General features: G+C 63.5%; 20 protein-coding genes. 4 read left to right on the forward strand and 16 right to left on the reverse strand.

Annotated features, from left to right (window positions below; translation table 11 throughout):
* Nucleotides 1-54: 54 nt before the first annotated feature.
* From trmD to ffh, 8 genes are all read right to left on the reverse strand, one after another.
* Nucleotides 55-852, reverse strand: a complete 798-nt coding sequence (gene trmD, locus QMG25_RS11205; protein ID WP_283460249.1) for a tRNA (guanosine(37)-N1)-methyltransferase TrmD — start codon at nucleotides 850-852, stop codon at nucleotides 55-57.
* Nucleotides 852-1,466 (reverse strand): ribosome maturation factor RimM, encoded by a 615-nt coding sequence (gene rimM / locus QMG25_RS11210; protein WP_283460251.1) that lies wholly within the window; start codon nucleotides 1,464-1,466, stop codon nucleotides 852-854. The genes trmD and rimM overlap by 1 nt, the downstream gene beginning before the upstream one ends.
* A gap of 161 nt (nucleotides 1,467-1,627) precedes the next feature.
* Entirely contained in the window at nucleotides 1,628-1,870 is a 243-nt protein-coding gene (locus tag QMG25_RS11215; protein WP_283460253.1) for an RNA-binding protein, read from the reverse strand.
* 1 nt (nucleotide 1,871) lies between these two features.
* Nucleotides 1,872-2,279, reverse strand: coding sequence for a 30S ribosomal protein S16 (rpsP, locus tag QMG25_RS11220; RefSeq protein ID WP_283460255.1), 408 nt, complete (start codon nucleotides 2,277-2,279; stop codon nucleotides 1,872-1,874).
* A 336-nt stretch (nucleotides 2,280-2,615) separates the two neighbouring features.
* Nucleotides 2,616-3,068: a hypothetical protein gene (locus tag QMG25_RS11225; protein ID WP_283460258.1), complete on the reverse strand. Its 453-nt coding sequence runs from the start codon at nucleotides 3,066-3,068 to the stop codon at nucleotides 2,616-2,618.
* A gap of 175 nt (nucleotides 3,069-3,243) precedes the next feature.
* Nucleotides 3,244-3,795 carry a GNAT family N-acetyltransferase gene (locus QMG25_RS11230; RefSeq protein WP_283460260.1) on the reverse strand — a complete coding sequence of 184 codons (552 nt, stop codon included), beginning with the start codon at nucleotides 3,793-3,795 and terminating at the stop codon, nucleotides 3,244-3,246.
* 109 nt (nucleotides 3,796-3,904) lie between these two features.
* Nucleotides 3,905-4,603: an alpha/beta fold hydrolase gene (locus QMG25_RS11235; protein WP_283460263.1), complete on the reverse strand. Its 699-nt coding sequence runs from the start codon at nucleotides 4,601-4,603 to the stop codon at nucleotides 3,905-3,907.
* Between the two features lie 168 nt (nucleotides 4,604-4,771).
* The gene (ffh, locus tag QMG25_RS11240) at nucleotides 4,772-6,346 is read right to left on the reverse strand and encodes a signal recognition particle protein (protein WP_283460265.1); all 1,575 of its coding nucleotides are present in this window, start codon (nucleotides 6,344-6,346) and stop codon (nucleotides 4,772-4,774) included.
* Between the two features lie 298 nt (nucleotides 6,347-6,644).
* Between ffh and QMG25_RS11245 the strand changes: the two genes are divergently transcribed.
* Nucleotides 6,645-8,090, forward strand: a complete 1,446-nt coding sequence (locus tag QMG25_RS11245; protein WP_502866390.1) for a glucose-6-phosphate dehydrogenase — start codon at nucleotides 6,645-6,647, stop codon at nucleotides 8,088-8,090.
* Between the two features lie 343 nt (nucleotides 8,091-8,433).
* Here QMG25_RS11245 and QMG25_RS11250 read toward each other — a convergent pair whose 3' ends face one another.
* From QMG25_RS11250 to ftsY, 5 genes are all read right to left on the reverse strand, one after another.
* Nucleotides 8,434-9,264 (reverse strand): hypothetical protein, encoded by an 831-nt coding sequence (locus QMG25_RS11250; protein ID WP_283460267.1) that lies wholly within the window; start codon nucleotides 9,262-9,264, stop codon nucleotides 8,434-8,436.
* A 261-nt stretch (nucleotides 9,265-9,525) separates the two neighbouring features.
* Nucleotides 9,526-9,864, reverse strand: coding sequence for a P-II family nitrogen regulator (locus tag QMG25_RS11255; RefSeq protein ID WP_283460269.1), 339 nt, complete (start codon nucleotides 9,862-9,864; stop codon nucleotides 9,526-9,528).
* Complete coding sequence (locus QMG25_RS11260) at nucleotides 9,861-11,252, reverse strand: ammonium transporter (RefSeq protein WP_283460271.1); 1,392 nt, start codon at nucleotides 11,250-11,252, stop codon at nucleotides 9,861-9,863. Before QMG25_RS11260 ends, QMG25_RS11255 begins: the two co-directional genes overlap by 4 nt.
* 218 nt (nucleotides 11,253-11,470) lie before the next feature.
* Nucleotides 11,471-12,142 carry a response regulator transcription factor gene (locus QMG25_RS11265; protein WP_283460274.1) on the reverse strand — a complete coding sequence of 224 codons (672 nt, stop codon included), beginning with the start codon at nucleotides 12,140-12,142 and terminating at the stop codon, nucleotides 11,471-11,473.
* Between the two features lie 414 nt (nucleotides 12,143-12,556).
* Entirely contained in the window at nucleotides 12,557-13,756 is a 1,200-nt protein-coding gene (gene ftsY, locus QMG25_RS11270; RefSeq protein WP_283460276.1) for a signal recognition particle-docking protein FtsY, read from the reverse strand.
* 66 nt (nucleotides 13,757-13,822) lie between these two features.
* On the opposite strand from ftsY, the gene QMG25_RS11275 reads away from it, so the two are divergent.
* A complete protein-coding gene (locus tag QMG25_RS11275; protein ID WP_283460277.1) occupies nucleotides 13,823-15,052 on the forward strand; it encodes an MFS transporter in 1,230 nt (409 codons plus the stop codon).
* 424 nt (nucleotides 15,053-15,476) lie between these two features.
* Here the strand turns inward: QMG25_RS11275 and QMG25_RS11280 are convergent, their stop codons facing one another.
* Both QMG25_RS11280 and QMG25_RS11285 read right to left on the reverse strand, forming a co-directional pair.
* Nucleotides 15,477-16,334, reverse strand: a complete 858-nt coding sequence (locus QMG25_RS11280) for an ABC transporter permease (RefSeq protein WP_283460398.1) — start codon at nucleotides 16,332-16,334, stop codon at nucleotides 15,477-15,479.
* Between the two features lie 20 nt (nucleotides 16,335-16,354).
* Nucleotides 16,355-17,401 (reverse strand): ATP-binding cassette domain-containing protein, encoded by a 1,047-nt coding sequence (locus QMG25_RS11285; RefSeq protein ID WP_283460279.1) that lies wholly within the window; start codon nucleotides 17,399-17,401, stop codon nucleotides 16,355-16,357.
* 369 nt (nucleotides 17,402-17,770) lie between these two features.
* Between QMG25_RS11285 and QMG25_RS11290 the strand changes: the two genes are divergently transcribed.
* Entirely contained in the window at nucleotides 17,771-19,147 is a 1,377-nt protein-coding gene (locus tag QMG25_RS11290; RefSeq protein WP_283460282.1) for a sugar porter family MFS transporter, read from the forward strand.
* Between the two features lie 20 nt (nucleotides 19,148-19,167).
* Here the strand turns inward: QMG25_RS11290 and smc are convergent, their stop codons facing one another.
* A complete protein-coding gene (gene smc, locus QMG25_RS11295; RefSeq protein WP_283460284.1) occupies nucleotides 19,168-22,845 on the reverse strand; it encodes a chromosome segregation protein SMC in 3,678 nt (1,225 codons plus the stop codon).
* Nucleotides 22,846-23,130: 285 nt separating this feature from the next.
* On the opposite strand from smc, the gene QMG25_RS11300 reads away from it, so the two are divergent.
* Entirely contained in the window at nucleotides 23,131-24,156 is a 1,026-nt protein-coding gene (locus QMG25_RS11300) for a 3-oxoacyl-ACP synthase III (RefSeq protein WP_283460286.1), read from the forward strand.
* Nucleotides 24,157-24,162: the final 6 nt, after the last annotated feature.

Consider the following 24,162-nt stretch of genomic DNA (forward strand, 5'->3'; position numbering starts at 1 on the left):
CTCTTGGCGGCCCCGAACACCCTAATCCTGAACGGCCTGGCTTTCGGCGCGCAGCTAGCTTTCGGGGCGGAGCACGGCTTTGCCGTCGACGACGGCGTAGCCCAGTTCCCAGAGCACGTTGCGGTCCGTTTTGCTGAAGGCTGCAACGTCCAGCGCGTCGATCAGGTCCGGCCGGCGGTCCGCGGTGCGTCGCAGCTGCAGTTCCTTGCGAAACTTGGCGATCTTGCCGTGGTTGCCGCTGAGCAGCACCTCGGGCACCTCGCGTCCGCGCCAGCTGGAGGGTTTGGTGTAGACGGGGTACTCGAGCAGGCCGTCGGAGTGGGATTCCTCAATGAGGGATTCGGGGTTGCCCACCACACCGGGGACCAGGCGGCCAATAGCTTCAACCATGGCCAGGACGGCCACTTCGCCGCCGTTGAGGACATAGTCGCCCAAGCTCACGGGACGGACGGTGTAGGCGTCCTGCGCCCATTCCAGCACGCGCTCGTCAATGCCTTCGTAGCGTCCGCAGGCAAAGACCAGGTGGTCCTCCTCGGCGAGCTCGTAGGCCAGTTTCTGGTTGAACACTTCCCCTGCCGGCGACGGCACGATCAATGTTGGCTTGCTGCCTTCGGCCAAGGGAGACGCTTCGGCGATGTCGCCGAGCGCCTGCGCCCACGGTTCGGGTTTCATGACCATGCCGGCGCCGCCGCCGTAGGGGGTGTCATCCACCGTCCGGTGCCTGTCCTGGGTATACGTGCGCAGGTCGTGCACGGCAAGCTCCAGCAAACCTTCGGTGCGGGCCTTGCCAATCAGGCTCAGGTCCAGCGGCGCCAGGTACTCCGGGAAAATGCTGACTACGTCAAAGCGCATTACTCGCCGCTGTCCTTCGAGTTGCTGCCCTCCGAGTTGCTGCCTTCAGTGCTGCTGCCTTCCGCGCCTGACAGGTCTGCCGCTTCGCCGGCTTCGTCGTTTTCGGCGGCGTCCTTGTTCACCGTGAACAAACCTGCCGGCGGGGTCAACAGCACATAGCCCTCCTCGATTTTCACTTCCGGGACAATCTCGTCCACGAATGGAACCAGGACTTCATCGCCTTCGTTGTCTTCCACGATGAGCAGGTCCTGCACGGCCTGGGTGCGCAGGCCGGTCACCTTGCCCACCTTCTCGCTGCCGACCCGAACCTCAAGGTTCAGCAGTTCGTGTTCGTACCAGGCGTCGTCGTCCTCGTCGTCTTCGGACTCGAAGAACATGGTGGCCCCGCGCAGCAGCTCCGCCTCGTTGCGGGTGCTGGTGCCTTCGAAGCCCAGCAGCAGGATGTCTTTGTTCCAGCGGGAGCTCTTGACCGTCAGGGTGCCGAGCGTGGCCGGTTCCACGACGAACTGCGTGCCGACGGCGAAGCGGGAGTCGGGGGCGTCGGTGAGGACCAGCACCGTCACTTCCCCGCGAATGCCGTGGGGTTTGCCGATCCTGGCGACCTGAACCTGCATGGGTACTCCTAAGTGCTTGCTAAAAAGTGCTTGCTAAAAGAAAGCTGAAAGAAAATGCGGAAAAAATTGGCCCCGCCACCATTATGGTGCCGGGGCCAAACGTTTGGCTTTACTGCTGAAAACGACTCGCTCGGCCGGGGCCGGGCAACAATCTGCGCAGGTTAGTGGCGGCGGTCGGTGTCGACAACGTCAACACGCACCGGTTCGCCGTCGGCCAGTGCGGCAACCACCGTGCGCAAGGCACGGGCGGTGCGGCCCTGTCGGCCAATAACCCGACCCAGATCGTCTTGATGAACGCGCACCTCGAGGGATTCCCCGCGGCGGTTGTTCTTGACGCTCACCTTTACGTCCTCGGGAGTGTCAACAATCCCGCGAACCAGGTGCTCCAGCGCTTCAGCCAACAAGTTACTCGGCCTCGGTGCTCTCGGCAGCCTCGTCCGAGTCGGCCTTCTTGGCCTTCTTGGTGATGGCTTCCTTGACAACGATGTTCTTGGCCTCGGGAGCAACGAATGCTTCCTTGGGGGCCTTGGTCTTCAAGGTGCCTTCGGCGCCCTTGATGCCCTTGAACTTCTGCCAGTCACCGGTGATCTTCAGGAGCTTGGCCACGGGCTCGGACGGCTGTGCGCCAACTCCAAGCCAGTACTGTGCGCGGTCGCTCTTGACCTCGATGAATGAAGGCTGCTCGGTCGGGTGGTACTTGCCGATCTCTTCGATGGCACGGCCGTCACGCTTTGAGTGTGAGTCCATGACGACGATGCGGTAGTACGGTGCGCGCATTTTACCAAAGCGCTTAAGGCGAATCTTTACGGCCACTTTTGTGGTTACTCCTGGTTCGAAAAAGGGGCGAACTCCGTTTCACGCTCCCGTGGGGCGGGCCGATCTGCGGACTTCTAAGGACAGGATCATCACACGGAGAGAGGGGCCATGCGGATCGAGTACCTGTCCATTATGCCAGATGATCCACGATGCTCGGTACCTGTGACACGCCGGGCCCGAGTGATGCGCTGGATCCGCTGCTCGAAAGCGCAGTAGTCGGCAATGTTTAAGCGCGACACCCACAACTACTGCCCGTTCGATTTGTGCGAGTTTCACTTCGGGGCGGGGCGGAGACTCGAGGGGCGACTGGGCGGAGAGCGTGAAAGCCCGGTGCTACTCCGCGGAGTAGAAGAACAGGCTCATTTTCGCGTTCTCCTCGGCAGCCTTCACCGCGGCGACCGACATTGCGGCCAGGGCGCGCACCAACGGCTCCGTCACTTCCGGGGTGGATTCCATTTCCTCCGCTGCAGCCCATTCGGCGGCCAGCTCGGAGACTTCTTCCTGGTCCTCGAGCCCTTCCAGCTCGGCGAACACTTCAAGGAGCGCGTCCGGCACGGCAAACAGGGTGTCCAGTTCAATGTCGACAAGGCTCAACTCGGCTGCGACGCCCGTTGCATGGACTTTATTGACGGCAAATTCACCCAGCACTTCAATCTCAAAGTCGCCTAGGCCCGGCGTGGGCAGCACGGGCACGTCGATGGCTGGCGGCTTTCCACTTTGGCGGGCCTTGGCCCGGGCAACGGCCTGGTGGTGGTCGGCGATGAAGAACTCTGAGTAATTGGCCACGCAGGCGCCTTTCAAGTGGGTGTTCCGGGCCGGTAGCTTCCCGGTCAGCCCCGCATCCTGGGAAGGGGACTGTACGTGATCAACCCTAACGCGAATCCGGGCCTTCCATGGATCGCCACCGCGGATCACGGCCCCGGCCTCGACAACCCTCCGGGACCAACGCACGATCCTCCCACTAAGCGTGGCGCGGGCGGCGAAAATGGTCCTCTCCCAAGGCAGCTTCCCCACCAAGGGTTGCCACCATGGCGATTCTGGGCCCCGCACCGTCCAGGCCCAGTTCCTGTTCCTGCCTTCGGATGGCAGCGAGCCCCGCTCCCCACTGCCCCGGCGCCAACGCGGTGAAACCGCAGGTGGCATAGAAGGGTGCGTTGAACGGGACGTCCTTGAAAGTTGTCAGCGTTATGGAACGGAAGCCGGCCTCCTGCGCCCACGCCTTGGCGGCCACGAGCAGTGCACGCCCGATCCCCTTCCGCGCATGATCGGCATGAACTGCCAATTGCGCAACGTGGGCTTGGCCGTCAACAATCTCCAGGCGCACAAATCCCACGGGCGGCCTTCCGGCGACCATGATGTGAAACGCCTCGGCAAATTCCCCCGCAGTTCCGGGAGCCGGAAAGCTGGCGGTCTCGATGGCCGGATCCAGCCCTGCAAAGGCGGCGTCGGCCTCCGCCTCAATGAAAGGCAGGAGCGCAAATTCACGCAGGGCTGCCGGGCGAATTTCAATCATGGGAAAAGACTAGCCCCAGGCACTGACATTGACAGGGCACGCAGCGCCACACAGTTCCGCACAACACCTACATGGGAGCACGAGCTGCCAGCCCGGTCCGGCGCTTCAACTACGCAGTGCGTGCGTCCGCGGCCCGGAGAATTTCTTCAATCAGTGCCGCACCGCCAGCAGTGTCCTGGGGCCGGTGCCCGCTGCGCTGGATGATGTGCCGGGCCCCGGTCGTACCCAGATACTGGGCCACTTCTTCATAGAGCGGTTCCCAGCCGCCGGTGATGACAGTGGTGGGCACGCCGGGCACGATGTGCAGCGGCGCCTGTGTGGAGGGCAATTGCAGCCGGGCACGAGCTGCCAGCCGCCTGACGGTCTCGGTGCCGGGCGTGGCGGCAATGGCCATCAGCGTGTTGAACTCGGAAAGGAACTCGTTGTCTGAAAGCTCCTTGGCATGGGCAAACAACTCACCCAGCTGCACCGAATATGCGGCAGTGGCGGGCAGCTCCGCCGTCAGCGAAAGCAGCAGCGGCTCCAACAGGACCAAGGAGCGCACAAGATCCGGACGCTGCACGGCCGCCATCATCGCAGCAATGGCGCCTTGGGCGTGGGCAACGACGTGCCCACCGTCTCCGAGCTCATCGATCACCAGGCGCGCATCTTTGCCAAAATCGGTCGCCGCGGGAGGCTCGACGGCGTTGAATCCGGTCCGCTTGATAAAGAGACAGTCGTAGTTCCCGGCCAGGAAGTGCTGGGCCGGCCACGCTGCTGCGCCATACCCGTCCATGCCGTGAACGAACACAATCCGCGTTTTACTCATTGCTGCAGGTTACCGGACGCCACGGCAAGTGGCCGCACCCAGGCCGATCCCGCGACGCGGACCTCCGGTGCCGGACCCGCAACGCAGAAACAGACGCACTACCGCCAAGTCGGTTGGATTCCGGCCTGGCTGCACTGCGTCCGTCTCGAATAAAGCTGATGGACAAGGTTACTTTCCGAGGAACTTGTCAAAGCCCTTGGGCAGGTTCAGGCTCGAGGGGTCAAAGTCCTCTGCGCCGGCACCAAATGCAGCACCCGTGGGCAGCTGCTTCGGGGCGTTGGCCTTTTCCTGCGCAGCCTTCAATTCTGCGGCGGCCTTGGCTGGATTTCCGGACTTGGCTTTCTTCTTGGCACCCTGTTTGCCCTTGCGGGCACCGCTGAACCCGCCGGGGCCCGACATCCCCGGCATGCCGGGGATGCCCCCGCCCTGGGCCATCTTCTTCATCATCTTCTGGGCCTGGCCAAAGCGTTCCAGCAGGCCGTTGACCTCGGAGACGTGGACGCCCGAGCCCTTGGCGATGCGGGCGCGGCGCGAGCCGTTGATGATCTTCGGCGCCAGCCGCTCATGCTTGGTCATGGAGCGGACAATGGCCTCGACGCGGTCAATTTCGCGCTCGTCGAAGTTCTCCAGCTGCTGGCGCATGTTGGCTGCACCGGGCATCATCATGAGCATCTTCTTCATGGAGCCCATTTTGCGGATCTGCTGCATCTGGGCGAGGAAATCGTCGAGGGTGAAGTCTTCCTGGTCGGCGAACTTCTGCGCCATCCGCTCGGCTTCGCCCTTGTCCCAGTTCTTTTCGGCCTGCTCGATGAGCGTGAGCACATCGCCCATGTCCAGGATGCGGCTGGCCATGCGGTCGGGGTGGAAGAGCTCAAAGTCGTCCAAAGACTCGCCCGTGGAGGCGAACATCACGGGCTTGCCGGTGACAGACGCGACGGAGAGTGCGGCACCACCGCGGGCATCGCCGTCGAGCTTGGTCAGGACCACACCGGTGAAGTTGACGCCCTCGTTGAACGCCTGGGCCGTGTTGACGGCGTCCTGGCCGATCATGGCGTCGATGACGAACAGGACTTCGTCGGGGTTGACGGCGGCGCGGATGTCGGCAGCCTGCTTCATCAACTCCGCATCGATGCCGAGGCGGCCGGCGGTGTCCACAATGACCACGTCGTACAGCTTGGACTTGGCTTCGGCCAGACCGGCCATGGCCACGGCGACGGGATCACCGGTGGCGCTTTCAAATTCGCTACTGACCCCGGGGTGCGGGGCAAAAACGGGGACGCCTGCGCGCTCACCGTTGACCTGAAGCTGCTTGACGGCGTTGGGTCGCTGCAGGTCGGCGGCCACCAGCAACGGGCTGTGGCCCTGGCCCTTGAGCCACTTGGACAACTTTCCAGCGAGGGTGGTCTTGCCCGCACCCTGCAGACCAGCCAGCATGATGACAGTGGGCGGATTCTTCGCCAAGTTGATGCGGCGGGTTTCCCCGCCCAGGATGGCAACGAGTTCCTCATTGACAATCTTGACGATCTGCTGGGCAGGATTCAGCGCCTCGTTGACCTCGGAGCCAAGCGCGCGTTCACGGACCTTGGAGGTGAACGCGCGCACCACGGGCACTGCGACGTCGGCGTCCAAGAGGGCGCGACGGATCTCACGCACTGTGGCATCGACGTCGGCCTCGCTCAGCCGGCCCTTGCCACGAAGGTTCTTGAAGGTTGCTGTCAACCGATCAGATAGGGAGTTGAACACGCGGCGCGCACTTCTTTCGTCTGGGATTAACCAACGCCCGTACGGCCGGACCACTTGGCCTGGCCGTGCATGGCGCATGGCAATTTACATTAGTCAGGATGAGACCGGCGGGATGGGGCCTGAGGCTCCGTCCCACTCCCTTTCCTGAGGGACTCAACTATCAAGGGTATCAACTGCCGCGCCATGGTGCGTGCAAAAGTCGGCCGGATCCGGGTGTCATTGCCACCCAATGCGCCAGACACCGTGCGATGCTGGGATCGTGACCACTCCCACAGCAGCACCCCATGCTTCCCCTTCCATCCACGACGTCGCGTCCCCGGCCCTGGAGTCGGACTCAAGCAAGCGGGTGAAGACATTGGTGATTTTGGGGGCTTCCGGTGATCTCACCGGACGTCTCCTGTTGCCCGGGGTCGGCCGTTTGATTGCTTCCGGCAGGGCACCGGGGCTTTCGCTGGTCGGCGCCGGCAACGACGACTGGTCGCAGACGCAGTGGCAGGACCGGCTCCAGGACAGTTTTTCCGACGCCCTGGAACCCGGAGGCTTGTCGACGGATACGGGAATCAAGGACTTGAACGAGCTCCGGACCGGCAGCAGCTATCACCAGCTCGATGTCACGGCCAAGGGCGTGCTGGGAAAATTCCTCAAGGACATTCCGGGGCCCGTGGCCCTGTACTTCGCCCTGCCGCCGGCCATCAGCCAAAAGGCATGCGAGGCGCTGTCCCCGGATGACCTGCCGGAAGGCACCCGCCTGGTCATGGAAAAGCCGTTTGGCTCAAGCACGGAAACGGCGCGCGCGCTCAATGCCACCCTGGCCCAGTTGGTCCCCGAAGACCATATTCACCGGGTGGACCATTTCCTTGGCAAATCGACGGTCCTCAACATCATGGGGCTGCGCTTTGCCAACAGGCTGCTGGAGCACTCCTGGAGCGGGGCGCACATTGAAAAAGTGGAGATCATTTTTGATGAGCCACTGACACTGGAGGACCGGGCCCGGTACTACGACCATGCAGGGGCCGGACGGGACATGATTCAAAGCCACCTGTTGCAGATTATGGCCATCATGGCCATGGAACCGCCGGCAACCTTGGGGGAACAGGACGTCCGCACCAACATTGCCACCGTGCTGCGTGCCAGTTCGATTGGCCTCAACGGCAGCGATCTGGCCGACCATAGCCGTCGCGCCCGCTACACGGCAGGGACCATCGGGGAGCGCAAGGTCCCGAACTACCTCGACGAGCCCGGCGTTGATCCGGCCAATGACACCGAGACATTGGCCGAGGTTGAAGTGTATGTCAGCAATTGGCGTTGGGCAGGGGTGCCGTTCATCTTGCGCTCCGGCAAGGCGCTGGGCCGCTCTCGCAAGGAAGCCGTGGTGACCTTCAAACCAGTGCCGCACCTGCCCGTCGGCTTCAAGGGCGCAGACTCCCCCACCCGCCTGCACATTGGATTCGGCCCGGACACGCTGGTTCTGGACCTTGATGTCAACGGACCCGGCGACGTGTTCACCCTTGACCGTGTCAATCTCCAAGCCGAGCTGGGCAGCGACCCGCTCCTGCCATACGGCGAAGTGCTCGAAGGCATCCTCCGCGCAGACCCGTTGCTGTCGGTCCGGGGCGACACGGCCGAGGAATGCTGGCGGATAGTGGAACCGGCCTTTGCCGCGTGGAAGGCGGGCACTGTCCCCATGGAAGAGTATGCGTCCGGCTCCGACGGCCCGGCGGATTGGACCACCAGCAACGACTGACGAACACTTTTCGCCGTGCGACTGAGCGGCTGTCTCCCCGCTCCGCCCCGTTCCTCCGGCTCGTTCCACTAACTCCGCCTCGTTCCTCCGGCTTGTTCCATGAATATGCGTTGAACCGGCCGCCCATTCAGCGCATAACCATCTGCGACTTCAGCCATGCGCTGGATTGGGGGTCAAATGTTGCGCCACTTCGTCACTGGCGCAGGATTCAAATGTGAGTCCTGCGCATAACCATGCGGAACTTTGAACATGCGCAGGGTTCACGGGTTAGTCCTGCGCACAACTATGCGGGACTTTGAGCATGCGCAAAATTCCAGTACGGAACGGGCGCATAAACGCATGACTACCCGGCCGCGATCTGGGCCAGTGCGTCCTTGACCCAGCGGAGCATGGTGCTCGGGTGGTAGAGGACCACTGCGGCCGGGATCCGCAGCTTCCATATCCCTTCAATCACCAGCAGATTGTCCCGTCGCAAGTCCTCGGCCCACCCCGCGGGGGTGTTGTGATGCTGCTGGCCATCTGTTTCCACACCCAGGATTCCTTCCACTAGCAAATCAAGGTGCCCCACGCCCTTGATGGCAACCTGGCACTGCACGTTGTAGCCGGCCTGCAGCAGGTAATACCGGGCCACAGTTTCCGCAATTGACTGGGACTGGGGGTCGATCATCGCCACGATCGCCCGGCCCGCCGTGTCCTCCCGGCCCGAAAAGGCCTCGCGCAGTTCGTGAAACGTGCATTTCTTGAGTACCACTGCCGATTCCAGCACGGCCAGGGCTTCCACGTCGCTCCCACACTTAACACACTGGCGCAGAATGTCCATCAGGGTCTGCCCGCCGCTGACCCGGTGCACCACGCAACCGGGGATGGGGCGGCCGTGCGCGGCAGCCACATGGGGCTGTGGCATCGGGGTGAGAACCCAAAGTCCCAGCTGCGCAGCCTTTGTGAAGCACGTTCTTCGTGCTTGGTGCCGGGCAAGTTCAACATCCAAGGCATCCGCGTCCGGGAGGGCGTAGTACCCGCGGGAAATACACGCAACTGTTCCGGCGGCCAGCGCCTGTTTCAGATTCCATGGCGTGAATCCGTACCGCAACAGGTCCTTTTGCCGCGCCACCTTGCCCAGGGCATCGATGGTGGCCACCAACTGCTTTGTGCTTTTGCTCGGGGAGCTGGTCATGGCATCCAGCGTGCCCGGCCCTTCATCCCGCCGGTAGTCCTCTGGACGAACTTGTGCACAAGTTCGGGTGTGGTCCGCCGTGTGGCGGAATTGACGGATCCGCAATGCTCCACTTTTCACATGGTTTGAAAGGACGGCAGACCACCCGGGAGAGATTGCTTCCGCCCCCGGGTGCCGGCGTCGGACATGTGGACCTGCGGGTGAGTGGATGTGCGGATGTGCGGGTGAGTGGACGTGTGGGCATGTGCCCGTGGACAACATCTAGATGGCCGCGACCCCGCGTTCACCGGTCCGGACGCGGACAGCCTCCAACACTTCAATCATCCAGGCCTTCCCGTCGCCGGCGGTTCCGGTGTTGGAGCTGGCGACGATGATATCCATGAGGTCCAGTGCCTGTTCATCGGAGGCGAGAACTTCGATGCGGATCTTGGCATGGAGGTCAACTGTGTACTCCGCACCACGATAAATTTCCGTATGGCCGCGCTGCCTGCCATAGCCGTGGGCGCTGCTGACCGTCAGCCCCTGGACGCCGAAGCCCTCCAAGGCCGTGCGGACATCGTCGAGTTGTTCCGGCCGAATGATTGCCGTGATGAGTTTCATGCGTTCACCTTTGCGTCTGCACTGGTTGTTTCTGCACTGCTTGTTTCCGTAGTGCGTGGTTCACGGCCCGTTGATGCCGACGGGAGCTTTTCCGTCAGCGGGTGGAAACTTCCAGAGCTGCGGCCACCCAGGTCGTAGGCGGACTCGGCGTGGATCGACACGTCGATGCCGGCCGCCTCGTGGGCTGTGGAGATGCGGAAGCCGATGGTCTTGTTGATGAGCCAACCAATGGAGTAGGCCAGTGTGAAAGAGTATCCGAAGACGGCAAACGCACCGATGGACTGCTTGCCGAGGAGCTCCAGACCGCCACCGTAGAAGAGTCCTTGGCCAGCGGCCGGCGACCCTGGATTGGCGGCAAGGCCAATAAACAATGTCCCCACGATGCCTCCCACCAGATGCACCCCGACCACGTCAAGGGAGTCGTCGATGCCCAGGCGGTACTTGAGTCCCACGGCCAATGCGCAGACAGCCCCGGCCAGGAGCCCCAGCACCATGGCCCACAGGGGGGTCAGGGCCGAGCACGCTGGTGTGATGGCGACGAGCCCGGCAACCGCGCCGGAGGCAGCCCCCAAGGAGGTGGCATGGCCGTCGCGAAGCTTCTCCACCAGCAGCCAGCCAAGAATGGCGGCACAGGGGGCGGCAAGGGTGTTGATCCAGACGTAGCCGGCGACGGCGTTGGCGCCCAGTGCAGAACCGGCGTTGAAGCCAAACCACCCAAACCACAACAAGCCGGCTCCGAGCATGACGAAGGGGAGGTTGTGCGGGCGGTGGCTTGGATCCTTGCCGAAGCCCTTGCGCTTGCCCAGGATCAGGGCCAAGGCAAGCGCTGCCGCACCTGCGTTGATGTGCACCGCCGTACCGCCGGCAAAGTCAATGACCCCGAGCCCTTGGCCAATCCAGCCGCCGGTGGGGTTCCCGGCGTCGTCCTTGGCAAAGGAGAAGACCCAGTGCGCCACGGGCAGGTACACCACGCTCACCCAAATGGTGGCGAAGAGCAGCCACGCACCGAATTTTGCCCTGTCGGCAATGGCGCCGGTGATCAGGGCCACCGTGATGATGGCAAAGACTGCCTGGAATCCGACGAAGGCGATTTCAGGGATGGAGCCCAGCAGCGGCACGCCTTCCCCGGTGTCAAGAACGCCCTGCAGGCCGAACTTCTCAAGGGGATTGCCCAGCAACCCACCGCCAAGGTCTGTGCCAAACGCGGCAGAGTAGCCAAAGAGAATCCAGATGACGCCCACAACGGCGATCGCGCCAAAGCTCATCATCATCATGTTCAGCACGCCCTTGGCCCGGGTCATGCCACCGTAAAAAAATGCCAGTCCGGGTGTCATCAGCAGCACCAAGGCTGCCGAAACGAGGACCCATGCCGTATCGCCAGAATTCATTGCGCGGCCTTTCATTGCAAAAGTTATTGCCTGCCACCTTGTCGGGGCTGTGCAATGTGGACTCTTACAATGCTGGTGTCGGCGTGTTTCATCGCGGGGCGCCTTGGATTTCCGGCATGTTACATCCGCCGTTCCAGAGTTAAATTTGCGCTACGGCCGGGTTTCAGGCGTGTTGCACACGCCCGCCCCCTCCATGTCCACACCTGCCGGTGGAATTCTCAGGCTGCTAGGGCCTTCGTCACAAGCACCGCAATCTGCACTCTGTTGGAGACCCCCAACTTGTTCATGACGTTGGAAACCAGCAGCTTCACAGTTGCCTCGCTCAGGTGCATTGAACCTGCCAACTGACCATTGGTCCTGCCCTCGGCGATGCCTTGGGCCACAGTGCGTTCGCGCGTATTGAGGGTGTCGATTTTGCTCCGGTTCTTGCTGCTAAAACTGCTGCCACCGCGTGCCAAAAGCGTGTCCCGTGCGGCATCGCTCAAAAGCAGCGACCCGCCGCGATGGATCAAGCGCAAGGCAGCCGGGAGGTCTTCGCCGACCAACCCGTTCTTCAAGAAGGCGCTGACACCGGCAAAGACCAGCGCCTCTGTCTGAATAAAGTCCAACTCGCCCATGACGACTATCTTGGGCGGTACGGCCATTTTGCCGATCCGTCTGCACTCTTGGTCCAAATCTGCCGCCGGCATGCCGGCAGCCAGCACCAGCAGCAAATCAACGGATTCGTTCTCAATCAAGGACTGTGCCTCGCAGGCATCAGCCACCGAGGCGACAACTTCGATGAAATCGGCACCGTTCAGGAGTTGTTCCACACCGCGGCGGGTATTGGAATCACATCCTGCGACTGCCATCCGCATGGTTTCAGTCTTTTCCGCAAACACAAGACTCATTGAGCCAACACCAAGTACTTCCCCATAAGATCCTCAAATGCTGTCCAGGGAACTCCAAACAGCGACGCGGGCATCCTCCGGGACGCTGCACAAAACGACACTCTGTCCGCTTTCGAACAGTGTTTGTCTTGATGGGATTCACCCCGGAAATCAGCGCATATTGCTGCCCTCATAATATCGCGGGGCGAGCCATCAAATGACTAAATTCCGCCCATCCAGCTCGTCCAAAAGGCCAGTCTTGGGTGCGTTGGTCCGCCACTGAGGCAAGGGCCGCGCCCCATCGTCGGCTGAATCCGGTTCTTTTCAGGGTTAAACAAAAGTGCCCGCCGGAGCGGGCACTTTATCTTGTTGTGCAATGCACGGACAGAAACTCCGGCGCCGTGCGTGCAACCATGAACAACTTGGTTTGAGTTATTAATCCAGGAGCGCGTCGACAAAGCTTTCAGCGTCAAACGGAGCCAGGTCGTCGGCGCCTTCGCCCAAGCCAATCAGCTTGACCGGGACGCCGAGCGTCTTCTGAATCGCCACCACGATGCCGCCCTTGGCGGTGCCGTCCAGCTTGGTCAGCACAATGCCGGAAATGTTGACGACTTCGGCGAAAACCTTCGCCTGCGTCAGTCCGTTCTGTCCTGTGGTGGCATCCAGCACCAGCAGCACCTCGTCCACAGTTGCCTGCTTTTCAATGACGCGCTTGACCTTGCCCAGCTCGTCCATCAGGCCCACCTTGTTTTGCAGGCGGCCGGCCGTGTCAATCATGACCACGTCCACTTCCTGCTCGATGCCTGCCTTCACGGCCTCAAAGGCGACAGAGGCAGGGTCCGCCCCGTCGACGTCGGACTTCACCGTGGGAACACCCACCCGCGCACCCCAGGTGGCCAACTGCTCGGCAGCTGCGGCACGGAAAGTGTCGGCCGCACCCAGCAGCACGTCCTTGTCCTCGGCAACGAACACACGCGCCAGCTTGCCCACGGTGGTGGTCTTGCCCACGCCGTTGACGCCAACCACCATGAGGATGGCGGGCCGACCGTCGTGGCGATCGATGTTCAAGGTGCGGTCCATGGCCGGGTCAATCAGCTTGATGAGCTCTTCGCGCAGCATCGCCTGGACGTGCTCCGGGCTGCGCACGCCCAGAACCTTCACGCGGTCGCGCAGCGTGTCAACAAGTTCCATGGTGGAATCGGTGCCGATGTCCGCCAGCAGCAGCGTCTCCTCGACCTCGTCCCACACGTTTTCGTCGATGGTGTCGCGGGCCAGCAGCGCCAGCAGCCCCTTGCCCAGGGCGTTGTTGGACTTCGCCAGCCGCGCCCGCAATCGGACCAGCCGCCCCTCGACCGGGAGCGGGGTTTCCAGCGCCGGGGCCGCCGGGGCAACCGGTTCGGCAACTGCTGTGTCAAGGTCCGACGGCGGCGCCTGGGGTTCGGGACGCTCCTGCACCAAAGTGCCGCTCGAGGCGGCGGTGCCAGCGGAATCCAGCGGGTCCGGGTCGTTGGCGTCGCGCGGGCCTTCGTAGTCCTGTTTACTCCGACGAACCTTGAGCAAAACGGGAACCAGAAGGCCGGCAACAACGGCGAGCCCAATAACAATGGTCAGGATGATGGGGAGAATGTCATTCACTCCCCCAGTCTCTCACGGGGGATCCGGCGCACCGCTTTGTGCCGTGCTGTGGCAAACTCATAAGCGATGTCAACGAACGCCCCACGACCCCAGAAGACGGTGCAAGCACCGGTACCCGCACTGGGCAGGGAAATCAAGGTACTTGTCGCCGCAGCCTTTCTCATCGCCATTGGCTTTGGCATTGTGGCCCCGGTGCTGCCGCAATTTGCCCGAAGCTTCGATGTCAGCGTGACCGCAGCAGCCGTCGTCGTGAGTGTTTTTGCCTTCACCCGGCTCATTTTCGCCCCGCTGAGCGGCTGGCTCGTGGAACGGATGGGGGAACGGCGCACCTACATCCTGGGGATCCTGATCGTGGCGGCGTCCTCGGCTGCCTGCGCCTTTGCGCAGAACTACTGGCAGCTGCTGCTCTTCCGCGGGCTGGGCGGCATTGGCTCCACCATGTTCACCGTGGCCGCCATGGGACTGCTCATCAGGCTCGCTCCCCCGCAGGCCCGCGGCCGCATCTCCAGCCTGTATGCCGGTTCCTTCCTGCTGGGCAATATTGCCGGCCCGGCGGCAGGCGGCTTGCTGGCCGGGCTCGGCCTGCAACTGCCTTTCCTGGTGTACGCCGGCGCCCTGCTGCTCGTGGCGATTCTGGTGGCCACCATGCTTCCGGTTGTCAAGGCCGTGCCGGCCCGTCTGCGAAACGCCGCTGCCAAGAAACCGGAAGTGCTGCCGCTGCGCGCTGCCCTGGCCATGCCGGCCTACCGAGCCGTGCTCACCTCCGGATTCGCCAACGGTTGGTCGGCCATCGGTATCCGCATGGCCCTTGTCCCGCTCTTCGCCACCGCAGCGCTGGGCGCCGGCCCCGAAGTGGCGGGCGTTTCCTTGGCCGTCTTCGCCATCGGCACCGGAGTGGCCCTCACCTTTTCCGGCAAGCTCGCCGACGCTTGGGGCCGCAAGCCCATGATCGTGGCGGGGTTGGCCGTCAACGGCATCGCCATGGGTGCCTTGGGCTTCACCGGCAATGAATTCTGGTTCTTCGCCATCTCCGCCGTTGCCGGCATTGGCAGCGGACTGATGGGGCCGGCGCAGCAGGCCACCGTGGCCGACGTCATCGGCAATGAACGCTCCGGCGGCAAGGTCCTGGCAACATTCCAAATGAGCTCCGACTTTGGCACCATCATCGGGCCCATCGCAGCGGGTTTCCTGGTGGACGCGTTCTCCTACGGCCCTGCGTTTCTCATGGCCACGCTGGTTGCCTTTGTCAGCATCGCGTTCTGGCTCGGGACCAAGGGCACCCAGCAACCCGTGTAGTTTTCCGAGGAACGTGGGCCCGATATGCCCGGTCTGCCGGATATGCAGCAGAGGGCCCCGGCATGTGCATCAGTTCTGCAGCTGGCGCGGGTCAAGCCGAGATCACCGAATCCCTTTGGCAGGTGATGCGACTGCGCCGGCCCTGCACCCGCATCAGCTGCATAATCGAATGCCCACCGCCGTCTGCACCAGCATCAGCTGCTGCATGAACCGGGGCGCGCTTTCACCCGCATCGGCTGCCTCAACGAACTCCGAAGCCCAGGGAAACCACCGATCCGGGGGCCACGCCAGCCGGACGACGCCCGAAGTCAGGGCACGCGGCTCATGCGGCCGCGAGAACGGGGCATTCCCGCTATTGGCGGCCGGTTTCCGGCCCACGGTCCCGACGCCGTGGCGCAGATGACAGGGGCAGCGGGAAGGGACGTCAGCGCAAGCTGATCTTTTTGAACCGGCGGATGGCGAGCGGGATGAAGATCAGCAGCACCAGCGTGATCCCGATCAGCACCGTGGGGATCGGATGCTGCTGGCTCCAGACATCCGGCACGGCCGCACCGGGAGGCACGTTTCCGAACAGTTCCCGCACTGCCTGAACAAGCGCCGACACGGGGTTGTATTCGGCGAATACCCGCAAGGGCGTGGGCAGCGTGTCCGCAGGCACAAACGCGTTTGAGATGAACGTGAGCGGAAAAAGCACCAGGAACGAGACATTGTTGATCACCTCGGGGCTGCGCACCAACATCCCCAGATAGGCCATCACCCAGGAAAACGAGTAGGCAAACAACAGCAGCAGCGCCACCGCGGCAGCACCCTCGATGAAGCTTGAGCGCACCCGCCAGCCAACAATCAGACCGGTGGTCATCATCACCGCCATGGAAATGGCGTTGATGAACAGATCGCCGTTGGTGCGCCCCACCAGCACCGCCGAGGAGCTCATCGGCAGGGTGCGGAACCTGTCGATAATGCCGTCCCTGAGATCCTGCGCCATCGCCGAACCGGAAAATGTGGAACCGAACACCACAGTTTGGGCGAAAATGCCCGCCATGATGAACTCCTTGTAGCTGCTGCCGGGAATGTTGATGACGCCGGCGTAAATATAGGTGAACAGCAGCACGAACATGATGGGCTGCAGCGTGGTGAACACCAGGATGTCCGGGACCCGCTTGATCTTGATCAAGTTGCGGCGGGTGGTGATCCAACCATCCGAAAACCAGTGCGCAACAGGCGAAGCGCCCGACGGCGGGGACGACGGCGGGGACGACGGCGGGGACGACGGCGAAGGCATGGATCGTTTCGAGATGGCCATCATGCCCCCGTTTTCCGTTCGTGGGTGTTCAGTTCAGCCGTGTTTACTTCGGCCGTGTTCTCTTGGTCGCTGGTCCGTTGACTCGTGTTCTCTGCGTCGACGGCATGGCCGGTGAGACGCAGGAACACGTCGTCAAGCGTGGGCCGCCGCATGCCGGCGTCGTAAAGCGGTATGCCGCGCGACCCCAGTTCAGCGAGAACCGCCTGCAAGGCAGCGGGCGCATCATGGGCACCGACCCTCAGCTCGCGCCCGTCGGCTGACACGCTCGGCGCAGCATTGCCAATGCGCTCCAACAGCTCCACCACGACGGCGCTGTCCTCGCCGGACTCCAAGTTCAGCTCTATCTGCTGCCCTCCGATGGACGCCTTCAGCTGGTCTGCGGTGCCGCGGGCAATCACCTGCCCGCCGTCGATGACGGAAATACTGTCGGCGAGCCGATCCGCTTCCTCCAGATACTGGGTGGTGAGCAGCACGGTGGTGCCCTCCCCGACAAGGCTGGTGATCACATCCCACATTCCGAGCCTGCTGCGCGGGTCCAGTCCGGTGGTCGGCTCGTCCAGGAACAACACTTGGGGCCGGGTGACCAAGGCACCGGCAAGGTCTATTCGCCGCCGCATGCCGCCTGAAAAGCCCTTGACAGGCCGGTTCATCGCGTCGGTCAGCTCAAATAGCTCAATCAACTCGTGTGCACGCTGGCGCGAGGCCTTCGCGCCCAAATGGTAGAGCCGCCCCACCATGTCCAGATTCTCGAATCCGGTCAGGTTCTCATCAACCGCCGCATACTGCCCGGACACTCCGATGATGGGACGGATGCGCTCAGGATGCTTGAGCACATCGATCCCGCCAATGACAGCACGGCCGGTGTTCGGCGTAATCAAGGTGGTGAGCACTTTCACCGCTGTGGTCTTTCCCGCTCCATTGGGGCCAAGCAGCGCCGTCACCGTGCCCTGCGGCACTGCAAGGTCCAGCCCGTCGAGGGCACGCACGGGAGAAGAACCCTTGGGTGTGTAGATCTTGGTCAGCCCCTCGGCTTCTACGAAAGTCACAGGCCAAGTCTATTTCGAGGGCCGCATTGTTGTCCCGCCCCTTCCCACCAGTACGGCTGGTGCTTCATCAGCTGGAGATAACATCAGATGTATGTGAGCTGAAGTACAGACCTATTGAATCAATGTGGCATTTGCCACTTAATACATCCGATGTCTAGACTGTTTCAATCCGCATATTCCGGCTGCCGGGCAAGAGGCTGTGGGAGACGCAGTTGTTCATCGAAGTCGCCAGCACCGGAGTGTTCAGCTGCGAGTTTCACGGGAGCAACGTGAAAGCAGGCCTGCTTGCACACCACGGACCCTGCTTGCCGCACCGAAGTATCTTGCCGGGCAAGACGCGCACCATGAACTGCCACAGAATTGGAAGCAATGAAGCCAGAAGCCCCAGGCGCCACGCACCATCGTGACCACAGCACCGAAGCCATTCCCAAAGTGGTCATCCTCATCGCAGTTCTGGCAGGGTTTTCCGGCCTTCTCTACGGCTATGACTCCGGAGCAATCTCCGGGGCATTGCCCTTGCTCATCAACGACTTTGGCATTGATGCCCGAACCCAGGGCCTGATCACCTCACTCCTGCTCTGGGGGGCGCTGCCGGCCATCATCGGCTCCACCTTGGCAGCCAAGCGTTACGACCGTCGGCACCTGCTGTTGGTGGCCGCTGCCATTTTTATCGTTGGTTCGTTGGCATGTGCCGTGGCCCCCGGAATCACCGTTTTGATGTTCTCCCGGTTCTTTCTGGGCCTGGCCGTTGGCATTGCCAACATGTTCGGCCTCATTTACCTCGCCGAGCTGGCACCAACCCGGATTCGGGGCCTGCTGACGGCCCTTTACCAGCTGTCCGTCAATGTCGGCATCCTGTGCGCGTACATCGTCGGCGATGCACTGCAAGCGTCGGGAAACTGGAACTTGATCCTCGGCGCCGGCGTCATTCCTGCCGTCATCTTCTTTGTCGGCATGCTGCTCAGCCCGCCGAGCCCGCGCTGGCTGATCATGCGCGGCAGGCGCGATGAAGCCGTGAAGGTGCTGCGGAAGTTGCGTGCAACGGAGGAGATCGCCGAGGCCGAAGCACAAGCAATCGAGGATACCTTCAAGCACCAGGATGCCGGGATCTCGGCGCTGTTCAAATCGGCCCGTCCGGCCATGTCCGTCCTCTTCGTACTCACGTTCTTTCAGGTTTTTACCGGCATCAATGCCGTCGTCTACTACGCTCCCATCATTTTTGCCGATGTCCCCTCGTTAGGCGCGAATCCGGGCGTGGTGGCCAACTACGGTGTAGGTATCGCGCTGGTGGTCTCCACCGCGGCGTCGTTGCCGTTGATCGACAAATTGGGCCGGGTTAAAATGCTGGCCATCAGCATGGCCGGGCAGGCCCTGTCCATGCTGGGACTATGGATGTTTCCGGAGTCCGGATACCTCACCGTCACTGCCGTGTTCCTCTACACCTTCTCCTTCGGGTTTGGGTTGGGTCCGGTGTTCTGGCTCTACGTGCCGGAAGCACTGCCACTGCGGATGCGCGCCATCGGGATGGGAGTCATCACGTTCACCCAGTACCTCTTCAACGCGGTGTTCGCCCAAGCCTTCCCCTCTGCGATTGAGCGCTTCGGCTCCCTGGTCTTCCTGTTGTTTGCCGTGCTGTCAATGCTGGCCTTCGTCTACGTGCTGCGCCGCGTCCCGGAAACCTCGGGCAAGTCGCTGGAGGAGATTGAAGACTACTGGCGCAGCCGGGAAGCCGCGCGCAGCAAATAGTCGCTCAGGAAATAGTCAGGCTACCCCGCACGGTCCATCCGCTGGCTGATGACGGTCGAGACGCCGTCGCCCCTCATGGAGACGCCGTACAGGGCGTCGGCAATGTCCATGGTGCGCTTTTGGTGGGTGATGATGATGAGCTGGCTGGATTCGCGCAGTTCGTCGAAAATGCTGATGAGCCGGCCCAGGTTCGTGTCGTCGAGGGCCGCCTCCACCTCGTCCATGACGTAGAACGGCGACGGCCGCGCCTTGAAGATGGCCACCAGCAGCGCCACGGCGGTCAGCGAGCGCTCCCCGCCGGAGAGCAGGGACAGGCGCTTGATCTTCTTGCCCGCCGGCCGGGCCTCGATCTCGATGCCGCTGGTGAGCATGTCCTCCGGGTCCGTCAACACCAGCCTGCCCTCCCCGCCGGGGAAGAGCCGGCCAAAGACGCGCTCAAATTGCACGGCCGTGTCGGCGAAGGCGGAGGTGAAGACTTCGTCCACGCGCGCATCCACTTCCTTGATGATGTCCATCAGGTCCCTGCGGCTGGATTTCAGGTCCTCCAGCTGCGAGGCGAGGAATTGGTGGCGTTCCTCAAGGGCGGCAAACTCCTCCAGGGCCAGCGGGTTGACCTTGCCCAGGGCCGCCAAGTCGCGTTCTGCACGCTTGAGCCGCTTCTCCTGCTCCACCCGCACAAACGGGACGCCTGCGGGGACTTCGGCGCCGGATTCGTCCACTTCCACGTGCAGCGCCGCCCACTTGTCGGGGGCCTCCCCCGGGCTCGGCGGGACCAGCGTTTCGGGGCCGTACTCGTTGACGAGGTGGTCCACGCTGAGCCCGAGTTCCTCAATGGACTTGTTTTCAAGGGTTTCAATGCGCTGTCGCGCGGTGGCGCGGGCCAACTCGTCCTTGTGGACTGAATCGGTCAGCGTGGACAGCTCCTTTTCATCCTCCAGGATGGCTGCGCGCACGGCCATCAGCTCCACCTCGCGTGCCGCCCGCTGGTCCTCCGCGTCGTCGCGCACGTGCTCGGCCAGCTCGATTGATGCGGCAACAAAGCCGGCAATGTGCTCGGTGGCTTCGGCAACGGCAGCGGCCTTCCGTGCCTGGAAACGACGCCGATTGGCCCGTTGCGCGGCTTGTTCGCGGGCCATGCGCTCCGTGGCAGCGGCACGTTCCAGTGCGGCTGCACGGTTCCGCACGGTGTTCAGCGATTCCTCGGCGCTGCGCAGGGCCAGACGTGTTTCCAGCTCCACGGCGCGTGCGGCGGAGGCGGCTGCAGCGAGGGCGTCGCGCTCGTCCATGGACGGCTCGGCATCGGTCGGCGCCTCCTGGGCAGCAGCCAGCCGTGCGGCGATCTCCTCCAATGCCTGCTGTTCGCGGGCCAGGTTTTCTGCGGCCGTCTGCAGGGCCTGCCCATGGCGCTGGGATTCGCCGGCTGCCGAGCGCAGCGTCGCCCCAAGCATGCCCAGACGTTCGGCGACGGCGGCCATGCGTGCATCGGATTCGTGCAGCTGGGCCAGGGCCCCGGCCTCCGCCTGCGCCAGGTCCTCCCGACGCGTCCGCAGCCCGGACAGCGCAAACCGCGCCTGCTCCCCCCGCGCCGTCGCCGCCCGCAACCGCTCCTGCGTCTCATCGACGGAGGCCTGCAGCTCCAGCGTGGAAGGTGCCGTGGCCGAACCGCCCTTCAAATACGACGCCGTCACCACATCCCCCTGCGCCGTCACCGCCGTCAACCGGGCATCGTGGGCCAACACGGCGTGCGCCGCGGCAAAGTCGGGCACCAGCACCACGGCGTCGAGCAGCGCATCAAGGGCCGGTTCCAGTTCCGCCGGACCGGAAACCTGGGCACGTCCGACGGCGGCACCGCCCACCGCGGCAGCGGCGGCTTGCGCTGTGCCCGCCAAAGGGTTGCGTTTGTTGTCGCCGGCACCGTCGGCCGGCACAGTGTGGTCAGCAGGCGCAGTGCCTAAAGCCGGCGCAGTGCCGTCGGCCGCCGCACTGCGGGCGGCCAGCACCAGGGTGACGCGTCCGCCGTCGTCCGCCTTGATCAGTTCAAGGGCCTGCACGGCCGCCGCCGCGTCGCTGACAGCCACGCCTTCCGCGATGGAGTCAAGCGCTGCGGCGATGGCGGTTTCGTGGCCGGGGACCACGTGCAGCAGTTCAGCCATGGACGCCATGACGCCGTCGGGGCGGGCAGCGAGCAGGTGGGTGCTGGCGTCCTTGCGCAACAGGCCCACGGCGAGAGCGTCCCGGCGGGCGGTGAGGGAATCGCGTTCGCGGTCGGCTGCGAGCTGTGCGGCGTTGCCTGCCTTGATCTGCTCGTCGATCTCCGCGAGGGCTGCTGCGGCGGTTTCGTAGTCGGCGTCCAGGCGCTCCTCCCCCGCTTCCACGCCGGCCACCTGGGATTCCAGGGCAGCAAATTCCTCGGTGGCGGCGCTGTGGCGCGCGGTGCCGTCGGCCTTGTTGTGGTGCAGTCGGCCTATTTCGGCTTCGGCCGACTCCACCCGGCTGCGGGCGGCGGACACCTTGCCGGCCAGGCGGGCCAGCGACTCGCGCCGGTCCGCCATGGCGCGCAGCAGCTCGCGCACCCGCTGCTCCTCGGTGCGGACGGCCGTCTCGGCGTCGTCCTTGATTTCCATGGCCGCCTCGAGCCCGTAGCGGCGTTCCTCCAGGGCGAGGTCCAGCTCGGTCTCTTCGCTGCGCAGCAAGGAGGCCTGTTCGGCCAGTTTGTCGGGGTCGCGGCTGGGGTCCGGAACGGCGTCGGGGCTGTCCAGGTGGCGCTGGCGTTCGGCGGCCAGCGTGCCGAGGGAGCGCAGCTGGTCGCGGGTGGCGCACAGCTGGTACCAATTGTCCCGGGCGGCATTGAGCACGGGCGCGGCTGCGGCGGCCTGCTGTTCAAGGCTGCCTTGCTGCGCCCGGTTGGTGAGCAGGCGCTTCTCCACGTCCTGGCGGCGGGTCTTCAGGGCCAGCTCGTCGGCGGCGTCCTTCTCCACGGTGGTGCGCAGCTGCACAAGGTCGTCGGCCAACAGCCGGGCCTTGGCGTCCCGCAGGTCGAATTGCACGCTTTGGGCGCGCCGGGCCACGGCTGCTTGTTTTCCCAGCGGGGTCAGCTGGCGGCGGATCTCTCCGGTGAGGTCGCTGAGCCGGGCCAGGTTGGCTGACATGGCCTCGAGCTTGCGCAACGTTTTTTCCTTGCGGCGGCGGTGTTTGAGGATACCGGCGGCTTCTTCGATGAAACCGCGCCGGTCCTCGGGCGTGGCGTGCAGGATCTTGTCCAGCTGGCCCTGGCCCACAATGACGTGCATTTCCCGGCCCAGGCCGGAATCGGAGAGCAGCTCCTGGATGTCAAGGAGCCGGCAGGCGGTGCCGTTGATGGCGTACTCGGAGCCCCCGGCCCGGAACAAGGTGCGCGAAATGGTGACTTCGGCGTAATCGATCGGCAGGGCGCCGTCGGCGTTGTCTATGGTCAGTGCCACATGGGCGCGTCCCAGCGGCGGGCGTCCGGAGGTCCCGGCAAAGATGACGTCTTCCATCTTGCCCCCGCGCAGCGTTTTGGCGCCTTGTTCGCCCATGACCCAGGCCAGGGCGTCCACAACATTCGACTTGCCCGAGCCGTTGGGGCCGACAACGGCCGTCACGCCCGGCTCAAAGTCGAAAGTGGTGGCCGAGGCGAAGGACTTGAACCCGCGCACGGAAAGACTTTTTAAATGCAAACTGTTTTCTTCTCCTGCGCCGGGCTGCTTCTCAAAAGCCAATCTACCGCGAATTGGCTCGGCACACCCGGGCGGGCGTGGGTGGACACTGCGTGTATGCATCATCGCGTATGTGCGTGAACACGCGCAAAGGTGCATAGTTAAGGGTGGGCCGCATTGAACCACGACCGCCTGCGCGAGCCATGCCGCCGCAGTCTTTACGCAATCAGCTCGGCCTCACTGGTTTTCCGGTGCCACATTACACCGCATGTAACACCGCATGTATCTCAAGAAAAAGGCTGGAACTTGATCGGCAATGCCACGTTTCGACACCACAACACCGCCTTGCTCTCCGTTGCCTGCGTTGAGGCGCCAGTTGTAGTCAAGTCAAGTGACTTTGACACGCGCCTGGCCCCCAGCCTGAAACGGTTGCGCCTGTCCAAGCGCCTGCTTGAGCGTGTGGCCGGTGTGGAGGAACGACGCTGGTGGGCGCCGGGGACCGACTTTGACGACGCTGCCATCGAGGCAGGCGCCAAGGCGCTGGCCGAATCCGGCATCGACGCCTCCCAGGTGGGCCTGCTCATCAACACCTCGGTGACCCGCCGCAACTTGGAACCCTCGGTGGCCGTGAAAGTCCACAACGGTCTGGGGCTGCCGTCCTCGGCCATGAACTTTGACGTGGCCAACGCCTGCCTGGGCTTTGTCAACGGCATGACCCTGGCCGCCAACATGATTGATTCTGGCCAGATCCAGTATGCCCTCATCGTGGCCGGCGAAGATGCGCAGGCCACCCAGGAAACCACTTTCGAGCGGCTGAACGCCGAGACGTCCACCCGCGACGACTACCTGCGCGAGTTTGCCACCTTGACGCTGGGCTCCGGGGCGGCCGCGGCCGTCATTGGCCGGGCGGACCTGCACCCGGCCGGCCACCGCATCCTCGGCGGCGTCTCGCGCGCAGGCACCCAGCACCACGAATTGTGCGTGGGCGGCCCCGACGGCATGTTCACCGACACCAAGGGCCTGCTGGACAACGGCCTGAAACTTGTCACCGACGCCTGGCACGAAGCCCACGGAGACGGCTGGGACTGGCGTTCCATGGACCGTTACGTCACCCACCAGGTTTCCAATTCCTACACGAATGCCATCATCAAGGCCGTGAACCTTGTCCGTTCCAAGGTGCCCATGACGTTCCCCAAGTGGGGCAATGTGGGCCCGGCCTCGCTGCCCATGACCCTGGCGCAGGAATCCCAAAGCCTTTCCACTGGCGACCGCGTGCTGTGCATGGGCGTGGGCTCCGGACTCAACACGACGATGATGGAGATTCAGTGGTAGGCGCCA

Origin of the sequence: Arthrobacter sp. H35-D1 (assembly GCF_030063185.1) — a bacterium.
GTDB lineage: Bacteria > Actinomycetota > Actinomycetes > Actinomycetales > Micrococcaceae > Specibacter.